The organism is Streptomyces broussonetiae, from assembly GCF_009796285.1.
Lineage (GTDB): Bacteria > Actinomycetota > Actinomycetes > Streptomycetales > Streptomycetaceae > Streptomyces > Streptomyces broussonetiae.
The window spans coordinates 3,447,750-3,466,762 of sequence record NZ_CP047020.1 but is presented as its reverse complement, the minus strand read 5'-3'; the positions used below and the strand labels follow the sequence as shown (position 1 = coordinate 3,466,762).

Genomic DNA, 19,013 nt, shown 5'->3' with positions numbered 1-19,013 from the left:
ATGCTCGATACCCTGGACCGCTCCACGCTCATCGGGAAGCGGGACGCCGCCCTCCTCGTGCTCGGATACGCGGCTGCCGCCCGCGTCTCGGAGCTGGTGACGCTGGACCTGGAGGATCTGGTGGAGACCGAGGAGGGCATCGAGGCCAGGATCTACCGGCGGAAGTTGCAGTTCACCGAGACCGCCCTCCCCTACGGCAGCAGCTCGGTTACGTGCCCGGTGCGGACCTTCAGGGCCGTCCGGGAGGCCATGGCAACCGTGGGGCCCACTCAGGGCCCGCTGTTCGTCCGGATCGACCGGCACGGCCGTATCGCTCCGCCGCTGGTTCGCGAGGGCAAGCCGATCGGGGACCCGTCGGGCCGGGTGACGGCCGAGGCCGCTGCCGACGTCGTGGAGAGGGCGGCAGCCGCTGCCGGGCTCACCGGACGGTGGAGGGGCCACAGCCTCCGGCGGGGGTTTGCCACGGCTGCCCGGAGGGCCGGACACGATCTGGTGAGGCTCGGCCGACATTGGCGGTTGGGCCGACGGCTCCAACGCCCTGCTGGGCTACTTGGAGGCCGCCGACCGGTGGACCGAGAACCCCGTGTCCGGTCTGTGAGCCCATGGGACCATGCCGGGTATGACCGAGACCGCCCAGGCCCCCACGCAAGACTGCGAGTTCTGCGGAGAGCCCGCGACCGAGTCCCTTCAGCTCCCCCGGGAGACCACACAGGACCCGGCCCCTCCCCGGCTGCCGGTCTGCGTGAAGTGCCGAGCCCTCTACGTGACCGGGCAACTGCCCCTCCCGAGGCGTTGGCGCAGCCGCTGAGCAGCTCCGATGCTCCAATCGGTAGCAGGGCGGCCCTGTCACCTGGGTTGGCCAACTGGGCCGGCTCTGGAATCCACGGCTCGCCGGGGCTGATCGGTGAACGCCTTCAGCGCTGCCTGTCCGCGTACATGTTGATGTGCAGAGGTAGGTACGAGCTCACGTACACACTCGATCGGGTTGATCTTGGGCGTGTCGTACGCGTGTCGTGAGTAGGGCCTTCGGGTGCGGGACAGCCATCGCGCGAGGTGAGAGGAGGCGAAGGGTGTCCCGTCTCGATGATCCTGCACTCGGAGCGTTGGATGGATCTGCGCCGGTTTCGCGCCCTGCATGAAGCAGGGATGAGCATCTCCGCCATCGCCCGGGAGACCGGGCTGAACTGGCGGACTGTCAAGAAGTATGTCGAGGCGCCACCGCCGGTGGTGCCGCCGAAAGGGCCGCCCCGCAAGGGCTGCAATCCGCAGGTGATCGAGCCGTTCAAACCGGTCATCGACGCCTGGCTGCGGGCCGACATCACGCTGAAGGGCACGGTGATCCACGAACGGCTCGTCGCCCAGTATGGGTTCACCGGCAACTACCAGCGAGTGAAGATCTATCTGCAGCAGGCTCGGCCGCAGGTGATGGCCGAGCTGGGCATCGGCCCGGACGAACTCGATGGCCTGCACCGCCGGTTCGAGGTGATCCCCGGCGCCCAGGCCCAGGTCGACTGGGGCGACGAGGGCGGCGTCCTCACGCACGTCGGGATCAAGAAGGTGTACTCCTTCCACATGGTCCTGTCCTACTCACGGGACCCGTTTTGCTGCTTCACCACGTCGATGGACCTGGCGACGTTCTGGGACTGCCACCGTCGGGCATTTGCCCACTTCGGAGGGGTCCCCAAGGTGATCGTCTACGACCGGACCAAGACCGTCGTGCGCCGACACGTCGCCCCAGGCGAAGCGGTCCCGCTGCATCCGGAAGCCGTCGCGTTCGCCGGGCACTACAACTTCGACATCGATGTGCTGGCCGCCTATCGGCCCACCGGAAAGGGCCGGGTCGAGCGGCAGGTGACCATCGTCCGTGATCACGTGCTGGCGGGCCGGTCGTTCGACTCGGTGGTGCAGATGGATGCCGCCTTCGTCGACTGGGTGCCGCTGCGGCGGGCCCGAACCCATCGCACGCACCATGAAGTGATCGGTCTGCGGGCCGAACGCGACCATGCCGCCCTGCGACCGCTTCCGTCCCGGCCTTACCTGGTCACCGACCGACACCTGCGGCACGTCGGCAAGGACTGCCTGGTCGCGTTCGAGGCCAGCCTCTACTCGGTGCCCGCCCGTCGCGTCCGCCCCCGACAGCTGGTCGAGGTCCGTGCCGGCGGCGACAGCATCTCCCTGCACCTGCTGGCCCCGGACCTGACAGGGGCGACCCTGCTGGCCGTTCATCCCCGGTCGCACACCCGCGGCGCCTGGGTCGTCGACGACGCCCACTGGAACGGCCTGCCCGACGGATCCGGCCGCCGCACCACCACACACGTCACCGAACCGGCTCGCCGGTCCGGGACGGCGACCGCGTCGGACAGCCCACTCCAAGAACTGATCAAACAGTCACCAGCTGCCCAAGTTCCTGTCGGCAAACGTCCGTTGTCGTTCTACGACGACATCGCCGGCACCGGTCCCAAGCCCCGTCCCCGCATCGTTTCGGACTCGAAGGACACCGCGTGAGCGAACTGGTCACCGCCCGACTGCGATCCACCGCCGCCAAGCTCGGCCTGCCCCACACGGCGGCCAGTCTCGACCACCTGATCCAGCGCGCGGACGCCGGCAAGATGGGCTACCTCGACTTCCTCGACCTGGCCCTGTCCGAAGAACTGGCCGTCCGGGACGACCGCCGCTTCCACACCGGCCTGCGGCTGTCCCGGCTGCCGCACCACAAGACGCTTGAGGACTACGACTTCTCGTTCCAGCCGGAACTCGACCCCCGCAAGATCCGCGACCTGGCCACCTTGGCCTTCGTCGAAACCAGGACCAACGTCGCCCTGCTGGGACCGCCCGGGGTCGGAAAGACCCACATCGCGGTGGGGCTGGCCGTCGCGGCTTGCCGGGCCGGGTTCACCATCTACTTCACCAGCCTCGACGACATGGTCCGGCAGCTCAAAGAGGCCGACCGGATCGGCCGGCTGCCCGCCAGGATGCGGCAGTATCAGCGGCCCGACGTTCTCGTGGTCGACGAGGTGGGCTATCTCCCACTCGACCGGGACGAGGCCAACCTCGTCTTCCAGCTGATCTCGAAGCGATACGAGAAGGGCTCGATCATCCTCACCTCGAACAAGACCTTCGGAGAGTGGGGACAGGTGTTCGGAGACGAGGTCCTCGCCACCGCCATCCTCGACCGTCTCCTGCACCACTGCGAGGTCGTCTCCATCAACGGCAACAGCTACCGGCTGAAGAACAAGCTGTTCGCCATCGACGGCGGCGACGCAGCGACCGCCTGAACCTGCCGCTTCACCCCACACGGCCGGGGCGAGGGCTGACGCCCTCGCCCCGGCCACAACTTCGTACGTCACTCTGCACGTGAGGGTGTACTTCGCTCTGCACATGAGCTCGTACACCGACACTGCCTGTAGTCATGGGCCAGAAGCTTCATCTCCTCGCCCCAGATGGTTACGTTGTCGCCCTTGCGGCCGAACTCGTCCCGGGCCAGGCGATAGAACCCCGCGCCGGGCTCCTGCTTCTCCTTGAGCACCACCATGGCGGAGAGCATCGCCTTCGTGCCGTCCGGGCTCTCCTGGTGGGAGACGTCGGCCAAGAGATGATCCATCTCCACGCTGTGTGCCGGGACGTTGTGGCCCTGTTCCTCCAGGAGCTTGCTCAGCTTCCCGTACTGGATCGGCCAGTCCCCACTACGGGCCCGCTCCAGCAGGATCTCCGCCATGGCCTCCTGGGCCGCCTCGTACTCCGATGTCCCTCGCCTCACGGCCTCCCCTTCCACCTCGACAGGGGCGCCAGAGTAGCGAGACCGAGCCGGTGATGAGGATCTGCGAAATTCAACGATCCCTATCACCGGCAAGACGGTTCGCCTGCGGCGCTTGCGATTCGACCGTTACCGCACGGGTCCTGATCCGACCGCGTGCAGTGCCGACCAGCACCCTCGCGCGCGTGAGGTACCAGCTCGAGAGGCCGAGGTCAGCGGCTCCGCAGGAACACCGGGGTGGGGAGCCCGATGGGCCGTGGGGAAAGCAGGTGGTCGATGACCTTCGGATCAGCCGCGAGCACCGCGACTGCATCGCAAGGTCTCCCCGGACCGGTCCCTCGGAGAGTGATGGTTCGGAGCCGGACTCCCTCGGCCAGGACCTTCGACCACGAGCGGGCCTTCGCCTTGTTCACGTATCCGACCGGGCCAGGTCCCTGCTCGGGGTAGACCGCGAGGGCGTTGGGGTCGTGCGGGTTGTCGGGCTCGGGGACAAGACGCACCAGCCGACCGGGCCGGAGGTCGGCCTCCCGGGCCGCCTTCGCGTAGTACCGCTCACCACGGACGTTCGTGGCGTAAATGCCCGCCAGGTGGAGGCGTCGGTCCGTCGGTCCCACCAAGAGGCCCGTCACGTCCTCGCAGAGGCGGAGGTCCCCTTGGTACTCGATCAGGTGCAGCCGGGGCATCCTACCCGGAGGAGGCACGAACCGGTCCTTGGGCCCGTCGGACGGAACGTAGAAGCTCTCTGTGGCCCGCGCGTCCATGGAATCCCCTCTCCCCGATAGTCGGCCAACCTACTGCGGGCACACGGAGGCCGGGTCCTCCTCGGCGAGGAACGCGACATCTTGACCTGGCTCACCGCTCCCAGCGGGGGACGGCTCCACGGGGTTTGGAGGTGATGGGACGTCCGGGCAATCGGAGGAAGGCCGGACAGGTGTCCGCGCGGGGCATCAGGACGGGCATGGACCATGGACCCACCGAGGGGAACCCGCGACTCCTTCGGCTGGTGGGCGGGACGTCGGGGTTGCGTGGGCATTCGGGACCGTCCTCACTGGCCCAGCCCGACGGCGAGGACCCCTGTATCGGTCATGTGTTCGACGGTAACCGTGAAACCATAGAGCGTATCTCCCGGGTGCCGCTCCTCCCGGCGCCACTTCGATCGGGAGCTGAGCGCCGTCGCTCGGGGTCCACCCGGTACCGTCCGTCGCAGGCACCCCCCGGAGGGTGCCAGGGGCGACTGAACGCTTGGCGCCCAGCGCGGACGGGAGCCCTCAGGGCTCCCTGGCCGTGAAGGGCCCGCGCCCTGCCGAGCTTTCCCGACCCATACTCGGCTCTCGTGAGGAGCGGTCCTCCCTGCCTGCTAATCAAGTCAAACGTTGCCGATGTTTTTGTGACTTCTGGGGGACTTGGCTCCTGCTATTCCAGAGTCGAAAATAGGTTCGAACTAGTGCAAAGTGTGATGAATGGTCCTATCGACCGAGGGACTTTGCTCCACTCTTCGGTAAAATCTCAGCAGGTCCGCGACGCGCTCCCTGAAGCGCTGCCGGCCGCGAGGGCCTCGTCAAGGCCCGTGACCCGCTAGACTCCACCGGTCCAGCCAAATCCGCAGGTCAGACAGCGAATCCTGCTGGAGTATTAGTCGCAGAAAGCATGCGGTGAGCTTGATTCAGATTGCAAGCACTCGGCTGACGGATGTCATGGCGAAGGTGAGGCGTCCGGGTAGTTGGTCCACAGATCCAGGGGAAACGGTTGCCGCCGAAGCACGGTGCCCATGACGGTCCGAAGGTCCGCACACAAAAACTGGTACAGAGGGACGGGTATCCCCTCCTCGCCTTCGCGGAGCCTCACCGGATCATGGTCTATCTTGGTGTGAATCCGCTCCAGGAAGTGCCGGACCTCGGGGTCCGCGAACCTGAGGGCCTGCTGTTCTAGGAGGCGATTCAACTCGCCCAAGCGGCCGGTCCAGGTCCAGTACTCGCTGCTGAAGGGGTCCACCTCTACGTCCCCGGCGAAGTGGTCCTGGAGCTCGTAGCTCAGTCGGATGACCTCATTGGCCGCCGCCTCGGCAAGGCCCAGCAGGTGTGCTCGTTCGGCCTCGTGAGCCGTCTTCCGCTGCTGCCACACGACGGCCCCCGTGGAGACCGCTGCACCGACCAATGTTCCGCCGAGGCCGAACAGGCCCGCCAACAGCTCAGCCTGCACAAGGTCGTCCTCTCGGTGGCTCACAAGCTGCCGCACTGGCGGGCGTCATGACGGGTCGACTTGGGCCCTGCTGCGAGCCCTCATGAGCTCGTGTTGCTCCAGGAATCGCTGGGAGGGCTCTGGGAGCGGCTCCTCTCGCAGGAAAGCGGAGAGAACGCCGATGGCCTCCTTGCAACAGGTGTCGATCCAGCTCTTGTCCTCGCTGTTCGGGCGACGGGGCTCCATGTAGGCCGCAGCGAGGCCGATGGTGCCCAAGACTCGCCTACGCATTTCGTCGCCGCCGGGCACCACATAGAGGGCGGCATCAAAGGTCGTAACGAACTCGACAAGCGCCTCGCTGAACGCGAGGTCGCTGTCGGCATCCTCGGTCCGCTTCATGCTGGCGTGGCGGAAGCGTATGAGCATCTCAAGCGCTGTCTGGCCGGTCGCGTACCTGCGTTCGTCCCGACGAAGTTCTTTCGCGGCCTTGTCCTGATAGTGCTGCTGGAGCCACCCGCCCAGCAGTGCGCCCCCGGCACCCACCACAGCGCCACCGAAACCGATCAGCCCCACCAGCGTCTCCGTCTGCACGGCGCTCATCCTGCCCGGCAGCCGGGCGTTGATGGGACTGATTCTGCCAACTCCTCAGTGGCCGCAGCCGGGCTTGGTCCACCAGCCGCATTCGGCGCAGTACTCCATGGACACCTCCTCAGCTCTCGACGGGCTCGATGACCTTGACGTGGGTCCGGACCGGGTTCTGGGGGTCGGGAACCGAGATGATCTGGACCCCGCTCGGGAAGCGGGTGGCGGTCAGCTCGGTGTTGTTGTCGGGCTGACCAGGGCCAACAACAGATTCAGAGGCCCCGGGGGAGGGGCTGGGAGAGGGGACGTCGGACCCCTTCACGCCCGTGCTCACGCCCCGGCCCTTCATCCGCACATCGCTGATGGGCACCCCGGCCCGGGTGAGGACTTCCCGCACGTGGGCGGTGTCGGTGCCCAGCTTCTCGGCAACGACGGCGAGATGGACGTGGGGAGCGGCGGACTCCCGCAGGGTCGCGAGGACTTCCGGGGAGTCGTCCTGCTCGGCGGCCGGCTCCGAGGTCTTCTGGGGGAACACCTCCTCGGCCTCCTCGTGCTTGCCCTTCCGGAAGGCGGCGATGACCCACCAGACGGTGAGCGGGAACATCAGCACAGGGGCGGTCCGGATGAAACCCCAGACGATCGCCAGGCCGCCCAGGAGGAACACGAGGCGGATCAGGAAGTCGAAAGGTCCCTTGCCCTCCTTGAACCACGCCACGGTCCCCCGGGCCATCCCGAGGGCCACGAGGCCGTTTCCCCGGTACACGCGGTCCACGAAGGCCCGCATCACATGACCCCCGTGACCTTGTCGCCGACGGCGTTGAAGACGGTCACCACGGCCGTGGCGGCGATGCCCGAGCAGCCCGCCGAGAGCCCGAGCATGATGCCGCACGTGACGCCGCTCGTCACCTTGCCATGGAAGACCTTCCCGCTGGACTTCCAGATGGCCGCGAGGCCCACGATGTACATCACCAGGGCCGCACTGCCGCCCGGGGTCAGCGCGGTGTGGCCGCTCCTCGTGACGCCTGGCGTCGCGGTGCCCGTGACGGCCGTCAGGGACCAGTCGCCAAGGGTGTTGCCGAGGCCCAGGAGCATCGTCGCGGCCGTGCCCAGCAGACCTCCAGCGGCGACGATGCAGAGCATCCCCAGGGCCACACTGCTCAGGAACGGGATCAGAACCTTCGGGTCCCGTCCGCCTCCTCCGCCTCCGGACGGACCTGCCTTGGAGTCACCCTTCCACCAGCAGGTCATGTGCCAGGCCATGATGCTCAGCCCGATCGTGACGGCCCCCAGCGAGACCGTGGCGCTCGTGACGGTGTTCACCGGCCGCCTCCCGTCATGACGTCCACGACGGCCGTGAAGACGGGCAGGACGAGGACCATGCCCAGCACGGCAGCCCAGACGCAGAAGCGGTTGAAGAAGCCTCGGTACTGGACGAAGCGGATCACGGTGACGGTCAGGGCGAAGCCGCCCATCACCCAGGCGCCGGACGCTGCCTGCTCGCGGTGGACGTCGTTCAGGGTGGCGGCCCAGATGTTGGCCGGGACCCAGGCGCACGCGATGGCGCCGAGGGTCTTGGCGGGCTGGATCCAGGAGAAGTCCCAGCGGCTCTTCTGCGGCTGCTCGGGGGTGAAGTGGACATGGACGTGGGTCTCGGGATCGGCCCAGCCGTACGGCGGCTGATCCGGCGGAGGAGGAATGTCGGTCATGACGCTCTCCGGGCGGGTGGGCGCGCGTGCTCAAGCCGACGGCGAGCACAGCGTGCCGATGGGTGTGGTGCTCAGGCCGCGATGGCCTCGGGGAGGTCCTTCAGGTGGGGCTCGGCCAACTCGACGCGCTTCCGGGCTTCGCGGCAGGTGCCGTCAGAGTTCGGCAGACCCCTGTCAGCCAGCGCCTGACGGATGTGACGGGTCGCGGGGCGCCGGTTGCCGAGGACGTCGTACAGCCGCCGGACCACGAGGTCGACCTGCTCCCGCTGCGTCAGCGGCTCCTCGGACGTCTCGGGCTCGATGACGGGCTCCGTGACGGGCGTCATGACGGGCTCTTCCACAGGGGTGTGGACGGCCGACCCGGGCTCCGAGGACGCCTGTGCCGAGTCGGCCTTGACGGGTGCCGTCACGGGCAGGGCTGACGGCACTGGCGGAGCCGTCAGGACGCTCTGATGTGAGACGAGGAAGTCGTGGATCTGACGCATCAGGACGCCGAAGGCGAGCAGGGCGGCGACGGGCGGGACGGCGGCCACGATGTAGTCGAGCGGATTGTGGCTGACGCCCACACCGGCGACATTCAGGGCGATTGAGCCGAGCGAGCCGGCGGAGGTGAGGACGATGGCCCAGGGGTCCACACGGCCCATCAGCGAGGCCCGCAGGATGAGCAGTTCGCCGATCCCGATGAAGCTGTCCACCGTGGCGGGCCAGGCCCAGGCGCGCCCTCCCTGGAGGCGGTGGGCGGCGGCGAGGCCGTGAAGGCCCTCGTACGAGAGCCAGAAGGACACAGCGGTCAGGGCGGTGGTCAGCACGGCGGCGCCGATGGCCAGCCCGAGCTGGGCGTCCGTGCGAGGGCGTACAGGCGTCTGCCCTGCCGCCTCTTCAGACGGCACGGTAAGTTCTGCGTTGGGCATGGGGAGGTCAGCTCTCCTCATTGCTCGGGGCCCCCGGGGTTCTGATTGGCGTCGGAGACCGGGGGCCCGCAGCGGTTTTCGGTTATCTGTGCACAGGTTAGCCGCAACCACCGTCAGCGCGTCAGGTGTTGACGGCGTCATGCGCACGCTCCGCCTGAGTCTTGACCAGAGCTTCGTAATACCGGTCGTCGAGCTTCACGCTCGGGCAGTTCCGGCACTCGGCCGCCCAGTCCCCGGGGAAGTGCCGGACCAGAGCCGTCATCCCGCATGACGGGCACGTCACCCCCTTCAGCAGTTCCCGGCGCGGCTCCGTCATCGTGATCCTCGGGGTGGCCCTCACGAGGTCCCCGATCTCCTCGGCGAAATCCACGACCCAGTCCTGCTCGCAGATCCACGGCAGGTGGGCCGTCAGCCGGGCCGTCATGGTCGTCACGTGCTTCCTGACGGGCGTCAGGCCGCGCTCGTTGGTGATGGCCTGCGTCCAGCTCCAGAGGGTGTCCAGGAATGGCGTGGGGCCCACCTGGTCGAGCACGCCCGTGACGGCGTCAGGGCTTACCGGACCCAAGAAGGTTCAGGACGTCAGCACGGCCCGGCAGAGGGGCGTGGAGCTTCTTGGACGACCGTCCATCGCCGCCTCCTGCCTGGACCCGCTGACGGCTCATGGTCAAGTACACGTACTGCTCGGGGATCTGGGAGAGGGCGCCGCGCACCCTGCTGCGGCAGCGGTCGCACGTCTTGGACTCCTGCGGATCCCCGCAGACGAAGCACTCGTAGATATTCACGGATGGACCTCCAGCACGGTCAGGCGGAGCAGGGCGGCGTACTCACCGCGAGTCGCCCCCTCGGGAATCGCGGGGGCATGACGCAGGACGGCCGGCTCACCGGCGGTCAGGGCGAGGAGCACCCCGAGGGTCATCAACTCCTCGGGGTGCTCGCTCAGGGCGTCGGCCACGGCGGTCAGCACGGTTCCGGGGTCGGTCCGAGGTCCTCGCCGGTGCTGTCCTCCAGCGAGTGCTCCTGCTGGGTCACTTGAGTCTCCGCAGCTCTTGGTCGAGGAAGAGGATCAGGCCGATGACGATGACGGCGGCCACGGCGTGCAGGGCGAGGATGAAGGCGGTCACCAGGACCTCCGAGGGGTCGGGGGGATGAAGGGGGCGGCGGAGCCGGCCGGGAAGATCCAGCAGGTGCGCGGGATGTGGCGCTCGTCGAGCTGCCGGTCGCGTCGGGCGACGCCCGTCTTCTCCAGGCCCGTCAGGGCGGTGGCCACCGTGGTCCGGTGGATGCCGAGGTCCCGGGCGATCTGCGCGGCGACGAAGGGGCCCGTGTTGACCAGGCCCCAGACGGCGACGAGCTTCTCCGCTGCGGTCAACCTCTTGTCGGTCAACCGCCGTCTGATGGTGGTGACGGTGTCGTTCATCGCTGCTCTCGATCCAGGGCGCCCAGCGGGCCACTGAACGCCTGCCGTACGGCGTCGTCCTCGCTCGGCAGGTCTCGTTTCAGGGACTCGGTGAAGGTGGTGTCGGACTCTACGAGCACTGGTTGCCGTCGACGTCGATGCGCTTGTCGTAGGTCTGGGCGCCGTCGAGTTTCTGGGCCAGGCCGCTGTGCAGCAGCGCGTGACTCATGAAGTCGGCCGTGTTGGCGGCGAACTCCGCACCCCACGGGCTGTACGCCATGAACATGCGCATCGCGAAGATGATGCTGACGAGTGGCGCGGGCATCGTGTCGGCCGCGGCGTTCTCCGTCGGGATGAAGTACCCGGTTGCGCCGATACCGTCGGCGTCAAGTTCTTGCCGCCACAGCTCGTACAGCTGAGGGTTCCCGATGCCGGTCGGCTCCGCGAGCTCCCACAGGCGGATCCACGCCTCCCCGCGCTCGAACGAGTAGAAGATCGGGCGCACTGTGCCGAAGCCCCACAGGTTCACGGTCTGTTCCCGCGACAGGTTCGCGTAGCAGTTGTTCGTGCGGCAGAACTCGGCGCACGCCTCGGCTTGTCGCCAGTCCAGGTCCGAGAACGTTTCGCCGGTCTGACGCATCTCCTCGCGCAGAGCCGCCATGAAGGCGGTGGCCCACTCCTCGCCGTTGGTGAGTGGTAGCGGCTGCTCTGTGGTCGTCATGCCACCACCAGCTGCTTGCGGATGCCCACGAACTCCGGCGCGCGCTCCCCGGCCTTGCATGCTCGGCAGTAGCGCCGGGTCGTCCCCTGCGGATCCGTGTAGGAGTAGCCGCTGACGGCGTACGCGTGGTCGCTGGGGCAGTGCGTCTTGCGTCGGTGGTGCTCACCGCTGTGTCCGGCCCGGTCGTTGGCCGCGTGGGTCTGGAGGGCGAGGTGCTCGACCCGGACACACAGGCGGTGACGGCAACGGCCGCCGGGGCACGTGGGGTCGGCGTCGTGGCACTGGTGGCCGACGTGGACGCGCTGGCACCGGTCATCGACGTGGGCGAGGACGGGGACGAGGTCGAACGTCACCGTCCACAGGATGTGGTGGGCACGGACCTTGTGGCCATCCAGGTTGAAGATGCCGTAGCCATTGGACGTGGGCTGGCCCATCCAGGTCCAGCAGTTCTTGTCGATCGTGGACGAGTTCAGGCCCTGGTGGATCTTCGCGTTGAACCGGTCGAAGATCTTGCTGCCGCCGCCGAGTTCCGGGGCCATGGCGTCCACCAGCAGCTTGTCGTACCAGGGCTGCTCGGCGGGGATGAGGACCTGGCGCAGTGCCCCGTCAACGACGGCGCGAGAGGGGGTGAGACCGGAAATGTCGAGAGTCTGAGTCGCCATCGCGGACTCCTTCCGACATCAACGCAGGAGGCTTTCCCCTGCGCGGGGTGCCTCCTGGGAGTCGGGTGTCGCGTTCGGCGACGTGTCGAAATTACCACGCGTATGGCAGAAGGAGCAATGCCGATGTGCTCATGCGGGAACCGTCAGGATTTTTAAATCCTGCCCTCCGAGGACGGCTCCAGGATTTTTAAATCTTGCCCTCCGGAGGGGCCTGTAGGGCGTGCTCCTGGAATTGCAGGAGCACGCCAGGCAGGAGCTTCGGGAAGGTGTCGACGACGCTTATCCGGTGGGCCTATCCTGGCCCAGACATGCGAAAGGCCGGGAATGGCGTCCCGGCCTTTCAATCCCCTCGCCAACCTTCGACGGGCACGAGAGGTTCAAGTGCTCCCCCACTTTAGCAGGAATCCCCGGCCCTCCGAGGACCGAGCGGGCCGCGACTCCGTGCTCATCGGCATTCGGCAGGCCCTGCTCGACGGAGTGGTTTCCGTCCACGAGGCCAGGGTCGCCGTCGCCCTCACCCTGAACCCTGACGCCTGCACCACCGGTGCCCGCTCCATCGAGGTCGTCTCCGGGCTGAGCATGGAGGCGCTCTTCGGTCGTCCGTCTCGCGGGACCTCGGGCGTCATCCCCCTGGAAGGCCAGCGCTCGGTGCTGCTCTCCTGCACCACCCGGGGCGAGTACGGCATCGACGGAGACCACGCCAGACCCATGCATCTGGGGGTCATCCGATACCGGCGGTCTGCCGCACATAGTGCTTGTCCCCTTATTAGTTCTTCTACCACTCTGGGCCAGGAGGTGGGTGACCCCATCCTGGACGTGGTTGGGGGTAAGAAGGATCTTGAGACGCACAATGTGCGGCAAACCGCCGGTATTGCGAAGGAGCAGGTCGAGTCCCTGGACCCGGCCCTCGACGTCTGGAGCAACACCAAGGTCCACGGACTCCAGGGGCTGGGTGACGCGGGATGGGCGCTGGCCCTGGCCTTCGGCTTCGAGAGGACCGAGACCGACCTGGCCACCATCGAGCGCATCACCGGGCTGAGCACACGGCAGACCCGGGACCGGATCGCTTCCTGGGAGAAGAACGGCGAACGCTGGGTCACCCGGACCAAGCAGGGCCGCAGGACCGTGGCGGTCGTGGACTTCAGCGAGCTGATCGACCCCTACGTCCGCGAGGTGGGCGTGTACGCCCTGGCCCACCGCCGTGACGACAAGACCGAGGCCCACCGCAAGGAGCGGATCGTCGTGGCCCGCAGGAAGACCGCCCTGGGCTATCAGGCCTACCAGATGTGGAAGACCCGGGGATCGCGCCTACGGCTGGCCCGGCACATCGCGGAGACCAAGGGCGACACCACGCTCCTGGACCTGCTGACGTATCAGGGGTCGGCTCTGGAGGCCGAGGAGCGCATCCACACGTACCTCGTGGCCCAGACACAGGAGCAGGAGGCGCCCGAGGAGTCGTCGAGTGGCCCGCTGACGGCCGTTCAGGGCAACCTGATCGAGAAGGACCAGACGATCCCTCGGGCTGCCCCGCAGACGCCTGTGCAGCCCACGATGGCCGGGTCGCCCCTGGAGGTCACCAAGCCCTCCACGCCGGAGGAGGAGGCCGCGCTGAAGGAGCGCGTGACCGAGATGCGGCGGCGACTGATGGGCCTTCCGGCCTGAGCGCAGGCCCAGCCGACCTACGAGCCCTCCGCTAACACCGGCCCCTTTCCGCCCATTGCACTGGGGTTGGGAGGCAGGATGCCTCCCAACCCCTGACCTGCAGCGTTCCTCCGGGGCTGGCCCTGCCCTCACCATTACAGCTCAGGATGAGCTGCAATTCATCGCCGTACGCCTCGCCCCGGCCTGGGACTCGTCCCCATTGTGGTCCAGGATGGACCACAATCACGAGCTGCGGCCGGCCCGCTCCGGCAATTCCAGGAGTGCAGGGCAGGATTTATAAATCTCATTCCGACATGTGAGACGGCCGTCGACGAGTTTCGCTCGACGTATCCGCAGGTAGGACCGTTTCATTCGTTGTTTCCGCAGGTCCGCTATTACCAGGAATCCTTGTAGTAAGTCGTCGTGCAAATTGCACGGTCTGCATGTTCTGCCTACTGTCCTCGCCATGAACAGCACCGCCCGGTGGAAGTCCACCAAATCCGTCTCCGCTGCGGACTTCCGCGCGCAGATAGCGTCCGTGGTCAGCTTCGTCGAGATGGCCGAGAAGCCCGTCGTCATCGAGCGCCACGGAAAGCCGGTCGTCGTCCTGCTGCCGATTCCCGAGTGGCAGGAACTCCAGGGGATTCGAGAGGGCGCTATGCCCGAGAGCGAAGTGGGCTGAACATGGGACAGATCTACGGCGACCAGGGTCCGATGGACCACATCATGATGGACCTGAAGCTCAAGGCCGGAGACCAGGGCGTCTACTACATCGGCGAGTCCGACATCTATTACGAGTTCGGCACCGCTCTGGTGGCCCCGCGCTTCAAGTGCCATGACTGCCTGGACCGCCTGATGACCATGCAGGAGGTCGCCATCGTCCTGGGCGGTACCAACGACGATGTCTCGGCTACCAGTGACCTGGACGAGGTCACCATCCACTGGATCGGTGACCTGGGTATCGAGTGTCTCGACCTGTACCACGTCGAGGACGTCAAGCGGCTCTTCGAGGCCGGAGGGCTCAACCACGTGTGGCAGCCCGTCCCCAAGAAGGAGGGCTGATGGCGGAGCTGGAGTGGAATCAGCAGGCGTATTACGAGACGGCCGGAGGGGATCGTGTGGGCCTCCTGGCGATGAACGACGGGCACGCGGCCGTGTGCTGGGCCTACGCGTATCCGCACAGCGGAATGCAGCTCGTCTCGTACGACCCGGAGAGGGCCCAGGAGGTCTTCGAGGGCTCCCGAGCCCGATCGGAGCGTGAGGGCGGCCTGTCCTACGACAGCCGGACCGCGTGGACCCAGGGGAGCGTCTGATGGACGAGCAGCTCTTCACGGTGACCGCGTTCAGCAACGCGCCCGAGCACACGCCCACTCAGGGCGTCGTGTACATCGTCACCGACGCGACGCAGGAGCAGGTGGACGCCCTGAAGGCCCGGGAGGCCGAGCAGAACCCCACCTACTGGATCCGGGTGGAGGCCCAGGGATGACCGTGCGCTGCCCGGAGTGCGGCGAGCCCCTCCAGCGGGTGCAGCCGGACGACTGGATCGCGGCCTGGGGCCCCGTCCCCGAGTGGTCCCACTTCGACGGCTCGTCCCTGTGCCCCGTCATAGGGGACAACGGATACGAGCCCGCCCAGCCGGAGTTCCGCCCGTGAAGAACCTCGTCATCATCGACCCGGAGGCCCCGAGGGGCTTCCGGCGTCGCTCCTACGCCCTGCGGGTGGAGGGCAAGACCGTGCGGCCCCCTGCACTGCGGAAGTTCGTCCAGGTCGTCGTGAAGGCCCAGAGGGACTTCGCTGAGCGGGAGCGCCTGGAGGCCGCCTGGGTCCAGCGGCAGTTGGCCACCGCCCCACCGCTGACGATGGCCCAGACCCGGATGCTCCGCCGGGTGAAGAGTGACCTGATCAGGGCTGCTCAGAAGACCTGAGCACGTTTGTCGGAAAAGGCCATGACGGTGTCACCGCCTGCTCGTATCTTCAGACCATGACCGTCACTGCCCGTAGGGAGCTGGTGAGTCCAGCGACCCGCAACGCATTTCGCTCGCTCGCCACGGACCTGACCATCCGGATCGTGGAGGAGCTGTGGGAGGACCATGGGTTCGCACCTATACCTCCGGAGGATCTGAAGTACGACGATCCCGGGCAGCGGCGGACCACGTTCATGCTGTACGCGGAAGGCGTGAACTGGTCCGATCCCGAACACGTACGGCGAGCCCTCCTCGTCTTCGAGGACTTCATTCGCGCGTATCGGGACCCCAACCAGCAGGGCACCCCAAAGTGGCTGGAGGACATCGGCGTTCGGCTGGAGCGGGATGGCTTCTTGCTCGATGCGAGCGGCCGAATTTCCTGGAAGCATCCGCCCATCCCTCTTCTCGCCCGTGACCTGAGCGTCCTGAGTGACAGCTCGGGGATCGTGGTCGAGCTGGAGCGGATCAGGAGAGACTTGACCACCGACCCTCACGGGGCCATTGGGGCCGCCAAGCAGCTCATCGAGGCGACGGCGAAGACGGCTCTCCGGGAGCTGGGCATCGAGGTCGACAAGAACGCCGCGCTCCCCGTTCTGGTCAGCACGGTTCAGAAGGCACTGAAGCTCGACGCCGGTTCGGCTCCTGACGGCCCCGACGGTAGTAAGGCCGTGAAGAAGATCCTTTCCGGCTCGGTGAACATTGCCGTCGGTGTCGCCGAACTGCGTAACCAGGGCTTCGGGAGTGGCCATGGACAGGCGAGCGCACCGTCTGGGCTAGGGGTACGTCACGCCCGTCTCACCGTCAACGCGGCGGTGACCTGGTGTGAGCTGATCCTCGATACCCTGGCCGATCCCGCTGCACCGTGGCGCAAGGCCGCTCCCTGACCTACTTCCAGAACACCTCGATCCGGTCCGGATTCCAGACGTTGAAGGGCCGGGTCGCGGGGTGGATCAGGATCTCCCTGATCAGCCCCCGGTACACCGACTGCTTCCGGGGGACTGAGTAGTCCTTCCACGCCTTGCGCAGTTCGACCGCGCTCACCTCGGTGAGGTTGGCCTTGACGGAGTAATGGGCGATCTCCCGGCGGGCGTCGGCCATACGGACGTTGAGCTTGTCGATCGCATCCTGGATCTCCCGGGCTGGGCGGTCGCCATCCAGGAGTTCGTCCTCCAGCTCCCCCTTCCGCTTCTCCCAGCGGACGAGCTTGGCCTCCAGCTCCGGGCGCGGGTCGGCGGGGTCCTCCTCGGTGGCCACCTCGATCTCCTCCAGACGCGCGAAGAGGAGCTTCTCCACCAGCGGCTCCAGGTCAGGGATCTGGATCGTACGGCCGCCGCAGCCGCCCCCTTCTTTCTTGCACGTATAGATGGACATGTCCTTGTCCCCGCGTTGGCCCGTGCTCATCTTGTGGTGCTGCCGCCCTTCCTCCTTGCAGGCACAGGGCTCACCCACGACGTGCGGGACCTTGCAGGTGCAGCGGACCAGGCCGGACAGCGGGTACTTCAGGGCGGTGGCGTCGCGCTCCCCGAACTCCGCCTTGTGCTCCTCGGACCGGGCGGCGAGCAGGGCCCGGAGGGCGTCGCTCTTCTCCGGCGAGATGATCGCGGGCCAAACGGCCTTCCCCTTGATCTCACCCTTGTGCTCCTTGCGGCCGGAGATACGGGCGGACATGAGCAGGGCCCGCATGGCCTGGTACGTGAACTCTCCACCGGTGGTGGTCTTCACACCGTTCTCGTGGGCGTCCAGGACCAGGCTGTACAGCTTCTCGCCCTCCAGGGCTCGGTCCGCCCAGCGCTCCACGTACCGGGCCTCCTCCGCGTTGAGGATCTCGCCGAGGATCTTCCGGCGCGGGCCCTCGCCGTCGAAGAGGCGGGTGTAACCGAAGGGTCGGTGGCCGGAGTTGTGAATCTTTCCGGCCGCCACCAGCTCCTGAACCTTGCGGATGATGCGTTCCTGCTTGTGCTCGACCTCGTACTTCGCGATGGCGCCGAGCATCCGGGCCACGAGCCGGCCCGTGGGGGTGCTCAGATCGAGGTCGCCCGCCTTGACGGATGCGATCTCGGTCTTGTGCTCCTCCACGATGATGATCAGGTCCTCCAGCTCTGCGGGCTGGCGGTAAAGGCGGTCCGGGTGCCAGGAGATCACGGCGTCGATGTGGCCGGACTTCACGTCCTCCAGCATCCGGATGTAGTCCTTGCGCTTCTTCCGGCGGTCGGCGGCGGTCACGTCGTTGTCGACGTACACCTCCACGACCTTCCAGCCGAGCGCAGCGGCGAGGAGGCGGCAGTCGTCCTCCTGGCGCTTCACGCCAAGTCCGCCTCCCTCACGGTCATCTGAGATGCGGACGTAGATGCCGACGCGGCGGACCCTGGTGGTGGTCTTCATGTCGTCAAAGATAAAGGAGTAGATACGTCTCAAGGAAGTTATGGCACCACGGCTCGGCCTATCAGGATCCGGAGCTGATACGGCTCGCGGCTCCCCGGGTGGCCCTGATCTCCGTCGGCGCAGGCAACCCCTACGGCCACCCGGCGCCGTCGACGGTGGCCGCGCTGCGGGCGGGCGGCGCGCTGGTGCTGCGCACCGACCGGGACGGAGGGCTGGCGGTCACCGGGACGGGCGGGACGGGCGGTCGGCTGCGGGTGACGAGAGACTGAGCACATGAACTCGAGTCAGGTCGACGCCTACCTCCACCGGATCGGGGCCGCGCCCCCGCAGCGGCCCACCGGCCAGGCGCTGCGTCGGCTGCATCTGTGCCATCTGCGGGCCGTTCCCTTCGAGAATCTGTCCATCCATCTCGGCGAGGAGATCGTGCTGGAGGAGAAGCGGCTGCTGGACAAGGTGATCGGGGCGCGAAGGGGCGGATTCTGCTACGAACTGAACGGCGCGTTCGGCGCGTTGCTCGCCGCCCTCGGCTACGAGGTCGACCTGCTCGCGGCACGCGTGTACGGCGACGGGGGGCGGCTCGGCATCCCGTACGACCATCTCGCGCTGCGCGTGCGGACGGTGGAGGGGGACACCTGGCTCGCCGATGTCGGGTTCGGGGCGCACAGCCACTTTCCGCTGAGGTACACGGAGCGCGGGGAGCAGCCCGATCCGGGCGGGGAGTTCCGGATCGTGGCCGCCGGGCCGGACCCGGCAGGGGCGCGCGGCGGCGGCCCGGCGGAGGCCGGGGACCTTGATGTCGTACTGGGCGGCACACCCCAGTACCGGCTGGAGACGCGCCCGAGGGCGCTCGGGGACTTCAGAGCCGGTGCCTGGTGGCACAGCACCTCGCCGTTGTCGCACTTCACCGGATCGCTGGTCTGTTCACGGATCACCGAGGACGGGGGACGGATCACGCTCGGCGGGCGCACCCTGAAGACGACGGCCGCCGACGGCGGGCGCGGGACACGGGAGTTGGCGACGGACGAGGAGGTGCTGACGGCGTACCGGGAGCAGTTCGGGATCGAGCTGAGCCGTGTGCCGACTGTACGAAACCGGAGCCTGAACTCCTAATTCTGC

General features: G+C 67.4%; 26 protein-coding genes and 1 pseudogene. 13 read left to right on the top strand and 14 right to left on the bottom strand.

Annotated elements, in window-relative coordinates:
• From GQF42_RS44945 to istB, 3 genes are all read left to right on the top strand, one after another.
• On the top strand, positions 1–1,017 hold the full coding sequence (locus GQF42_RS44945; RefSeq protein WP_199273059.1) for a tyrosine-type recombinase/integrase: 1,017 nt from the start codon (positions 1–3) through the stop codon (positions 1,015–1,017).
• A 66-nt stretch (positions 1,018–1,083) separates the two neighbouring features.
• Entirely contained in the window at positions 1,084–2,505 is a 1,422-nt protein-coding gene (gene istA, locus GQF42_RS16070; protein WP_158916751.1) for an IS21 family transposase, read from the top strand.
• Positions 2,502–3,275: an IS21-like element helper ATPase IstB gene (gene istB, locus GQF42_RS16065; RefSeq protein ID WP_158916748.1), complete on the top strand. Its 774-nt coding sequence runs from the start codon at positions 2,502–2,504 to the stop codon at positions 3,273–3,275. Before istA ends, istB begins: the two co-directional genes overlap by 4 nt.
• A gap of 68 nt (positions 3,276–3,343) precedes the next feature.
• Here the strand turns inward: istB and GQF42_RS16060 are convergent, their stop codons facing one another.
• The 13 genes from GQF42_RS16060 to GQF42_RS16000 form a co-directional block, all read right to left on the bottom strand.
• Positions 3,344–3,757 carry a hypothetical protein gene (locus tag GQF42_RS16060; protein ID WP_158920462.1) on the bottom strand — a complete coding sequence of 138 codons (414 nt, stop codon included), beginning with the start codon at positions 3,755–3,757 and terminating at the stop codon, positions 3,344–3,346.
• 209 nt (positions 3,758–3,966) lie between these two features.
• Entirely contained in the window at positions 3,967–4,455 is a 489-nt protein-coding gene (locus GQF42_RS44940) for an HIRAN domain-containing protein (RefSeq protein WP_199272698.1), read from the bottom strand.
• Between the two features lie 991 nt (positions 4,456–5,446).
• The gene (locus GQF42_RS16050) at positions 5,447–5,953 is read right to left on the bottom strand and encodes a hypothetical protein (RefSeq protein ID WP_158920460.1); all 507 of its coding nucleotides are present in this window, start codon (positions 5,951–5,953) and stop codon (positions 5,447–5,449) included.
• 45 nt (positions 5,954–5,998) lie between these two features.
• On the bottom strand, positions 5,999–6,523 hold the full coding sequence (locus GQF42_RS16045; RefSeq protein ID WP_158920458.1) for a hypothetical protein: 525 nt from the start codon (positions 6,521–6,523) through the stop codon (positions 5,999–6,001).
• Positions 6,524–6,641: 118 nt separating this feature from the next.
• Positions 6,642–7,298: a hypothetical protein gene (locus GQF42_RS16040; RefSeq protein WP_158920456.1), complete on the bottom strand. Its 657-nt coding sequence runs from the start codon at positions 7,296–7,298 to the stop codon at positions 6,642–6,644.
• Complete coding sequence (locus GQF42_RS16035) at positions 7,298–7,834, bottom strand: hypothetical protein (protein WP_158920454.1); 537 nt, start codon at positions 7,832–7,834, stop codon at positions 7,298–7,300. Before GQF42_RS16035 ends, GQF42_RS16040 begins: the two co-directional genes overlap by 1 nt.
• The gene (locus GQF42_RS16030; RefSeq protein ID WP_158920452.1) at positions 7,831–8,220 is read right to left on the bottom strand and encodes a hypothetical protein; all 390 of its coding nucleotides are present in this window, start codon (positions 8,218–8,220) and stop codon (positions 7,831–7,833) included. The genes GQF42_RS16035 and GQF42_RS16030 overlap by 4 nt, the downstream gene beginning before the upstream one ends.
• A gap of 71 nt (positions 8,221–8,291) precedes the next feature.
• Positions 8,292–9,131 carry a DUF2637 domain-containing protein gene (locus tag GQF42_RS16025; protein ID WP_158920450.1) on the bottom strand — a complete coding sequence of 280 codons (840 nt, stop codon included), beginning with the start codon at positions 9,129–9,131 and terminating at the stop codon, positions 8,292–8,294.
• Positions 9,132–9,252: 121 nt separating this feature from the next.
• A complete protein-coding gene (locus GQF42_RS16020) occupies positions 9,253–9,663 on the bottom strand; it encodes a hypothetical protein (RefSeq protein ID WP_158920449.1) in 411 nt (136 codons plus the stop codon).
• Positions 9,664–9,909: 246 nt separating this feature from the next.
• Positions 9,910–10,095, bottom strand: coding sequence for a hypothetical protein (locus GQF42_RS16015; RefSeq protein ID WP_158920447.1), 186 nt, complete (start codon positions 10,093–10,095; stop codon positions 9,910–9,912).
• 153 nt (positions 10,096–10,248) lie between these two features.
• Positions 10,249–10,548 (bottom strand): helix-turn-helix domain-containing protein, encoded by a 300-nt coding sequence (locus tag GQF42_RS16010; protein WP_158920445.1) that lies wholly within the window; start codon positions 10,546–10,548, stop codon positions 10,249–10,251.
• Between the two features lie 109 nt (positions 10,549–10,657).
• On the bottom strand, positions 10,658–11,248 hold the full coding sequence (locus tag GQF42_RS16005) for a hypothetical protein (RefSeq protein ID WP_158920443.1): 591 nt from the start codon (positions 11,246–11,248) through the stop codon (positions 10,658–10,660).
• Entirely contained in the window at positions 11,245–11,910 is a 666-nt protein-coding gene (locus GQF42_RS16000) for a hypothetical protein (protein WP_158920441.1), read from the bottom strand. The genes GQF42_RS16005 and GQF42_RS16000 overlap by 4 nt, the downstream gene beginning before the upstream one ends.
• A 441-nt stretch (positions 11,911–12,351) precedes the next feature.
• Here GQF42_RS16000 and GQF42_RS15995 point away from each other — a divergent pair, with 441 nt between their 5' ends.
• The 8 genes from GQF42_RS15995 (at position 12,352) to GQF42_RS15960 (ending at position 16,399) form a co-directional block, all read left to right on the top strand.
• Positions 12,352–13,572: a hypothetical protein gene (locus tag GQF42_RS15995; protein ID WP_158920439.1), complete on the top strand. Its 1,221-nt coding sequence runs from the start codon at positions 12,352–12,354 to the stop codon at positions 13,570–13,572.
• A 445-nt stretch (positions 13,573–14,017) separates the two neighbouring features.
• A complete protein-coding gene (locus tag GQF42_RS15990; protein ID WP_158920437.1) occupies positions 14,018–14,233 on the top strand; it encodes a type II toxin-antitoxin system Phd/YefM family antitoxin in 216 nt (71 codons plus the stop codon).
• Between the two features lie 2 nt (positions 14,234–14,235).
• The gene (locus tag GQF42_RS15985) at positions 14,236–14,613 is read left to right on the top strand and encodes a hypothetical protein (RefSeq protein WP_158920435.1); all 378 of its coding nucleotides are present in this window, start codon (positions 14,236–14,238) and stop codon (positions 14,611–14,613) included.
• Positions 14,613–14,864: a hypothetical protein gene (locus GQF42_RS15980; protein ID WP_158920433.1), complete on the top strand. Its 252-nt coding sequence runs from the start codon at positions 14,613–14,615 to the stop codon at positions 14,862–14,864. Before GQF42_RS15985 ends, GQF42_RS15980 begins: the two co-directional genes overlap by 1 nt.
• Complete coding sequence (locus tag GQF42_RS15975; RefSeq protein ID WP_158920431.1) at positions 14,864–15,037, top strand: hypothetical protein; 174 nt, start codon at positions 14,864–14,866, stop codon at positions 15,035–15,037. The genes GQF42_RS15980 and GQF42_RS15975 overlap by 1 nt, the downstream gene beginning before the upstream one ends.
• Positions 15,034–15,204 (top strand): hypothetical protein, encoded by a 171-nt coding sequence (locus GQF42_RS15970; protein ID WP_158920430.1) that lies wholly within the window; start codon positions 15,034–15,036, stop codon positions 15,202–15,204. The genes GQF42_RS15975 and GQF42_RS15970 overlap by 4 nt, the downstream gene beginning before the upstream one ends.
• Positions 15,201–15,476, top strand: a complete 276-nt coding sequence (locus GQF42_RS15965) for a hypothetical protein (RefSeq protein ID WP_158920429.1) — start codon at positions 15,201–15,203, stop codon at positions 15,474–15,476. Before GQF42_RS15970 ends, GQF42_RS15965 begins: the two co-directional genes overlap by 4 nt.
• Positions 15,477–15,532: 56 nt before the next feature.
• Positions 15,533–16,399, top strand: coding sequence for an abortive infection family protein (locus tag GQF42_RS15960; RefSeq protein WP_158920427.1), 867 nt, complete (start codon positions 15,533–15,535; stop codon positions 16,397–16,399).
• A 1-nt stretch (position 16,400) separates the two neighbouring features.
• On the opposite strand, the gene GQF42_RS15955 is transcribed toward GQF42_RS15960, so the two are convergent.
• A complete protein-coding gene (locus tag GQF42_RS15955) occupies positions 16,401–17,897 on the bottom strand; it encodes a recombinase family protein (RefSeq protein ID WP_158920425.1) in 1,497 nt (498 codons plus the stop codon).
• A gap of 35 nt (positions 17,898–17,932) precedes the next feature.
• Here GQF42_RS15955 and GQF42_RS15950 point away from each other — a divergent pair.
• Both GQF42_RS15950 and GQF42_RS15945 read left to right on the top strand, forming a co-directional pair.
• A pseudogene (locus GQF42_RS15950) lies at positions 17,933–18,166 on the top strand (ComEC/Rec2 family competence protein); the annotation flags it as partial.
• 4 nt (positions 18,167–18,170) lie between these two features.
• Complete coding sequence (locus GQF42_RS15945; RefSeq protein ID WP_158920423.1) at positions 18,171–19,007, top strand: arylamine N-acetyltransferase family protein; 837 nt, start codon at positions 18,171–18,173, stop codon at positions 19,005–19,007.
• The last annotated feature ends 6 nt before the right edge of the window (positions 19,008–19,013 follow it).

Coding starts and splice junctions, on each gene's coding strand:
- GQF42_RS44945 (WP_199273059.1), top strand. CDS start 1: ATGCTCGATACCCTGGACCGCTCCACGCTCATCGGGAAGCGGGACGCC.
- istA (WP_158916751.1), top strand. CDS start 1,084: ATGATCCTGCACTCGGAGCGTTGGATGGATCTGCGCCGGTTTCGCGCC.
- GQF42_RS16040 (WP_158920456.1), bottom strand. CDS start 7,298: ATGCGGGCCTTCGTGGACCGCGTGTACCGGGGAAACGGCCTCGTGGCC.
- GQF42_RS16030 (WP_158920452.1), bottom strand. CDS start 8,220: ATGACCGACATTCCTCCTCCGCCGGATCAGCCGCCGTACGGCTGGGCC.
- GQF42_RS16025 (WP_158920450.1), bottom strand. CDS start 9,131: ATGCCCAACGCAGAACTTACCGTGCCGTCTGAAGAGGCGGCAGGGCAG.
- GQF42_RS16010 (WP_158920445.1), bottom strand. CDS start 10,548: ATGAACGACACCGTCACCACCATCAGACGGCGGTTGACCGACAAGAGG.
- GQF42_RS16005 (WP_158920443.1), bottom strand. CDS start 11,248: ATGACGACCACAGAGCAGCCGCTACCACTCACCAACGGCGAGGAGTGG.
- GQF42_RS16000 (WP_158920441.1), bottom strand. CDS start 11,910: ATGGCGACTCAGACTCTCGACATTTCCGGTCTCACCCCCTCTCGCGCC.
- GQF42_RS15990 (WP_158920437.1), top strand. CDS start 14,018: ATGAACAGCACCGCCCGGTGGAAGTCCACCAAATCCGTCTCCGCTGCG.
- GQF42_RS15985 (WP_158920435.1), top strand. CDS start 14,236: ATGGGACAGATCTACGGCGACCAGGGTCCGATGGACCACATCATGATG.
- GQF42_RS15980 (WP_158920433.1), top strand. CDS start 14,613: ATGGCGGAGCTGGAGTGGAATCAGCAGGCGTATTACGAGACGGCCGGA.
- GQF42_RS15975 (WP_158920431.1), top strand. CDS start 14,864: ATGGACGAGCAGCTCTTCACGGTGACCGCGTTCAGCAACGCGCCCGAG.
- GQF42_RS15970 (WP_158920430.1), top strand. CDS start 15,034: ATGACCGTGCGCTGCCCGGAGTGCGGCGAGCCCCTCCAGCGGGTGCAG.
- GQF42_RS15960 (WP_158920427.1), top strand. CDS start 15,533: ATGACCGTCACTGCCCGTAGGGAGCTGGTGAGTCCAGCGACCCGCAAC.
- GQF42_RS15955 (WP_158920425.1), bottom strand. CDS start 17,897: ATGAAGACCACCACCAGGGTCCGCCGCGTCGGCATCTACGTCCGCATC.
- GQF42_RS15945 (WP_158920423.1), top strand. CDS start 18,171: ATGAACTCGAGTCAGGTCGACGCCTACCTCCACCGGATCGGGGCCGCG.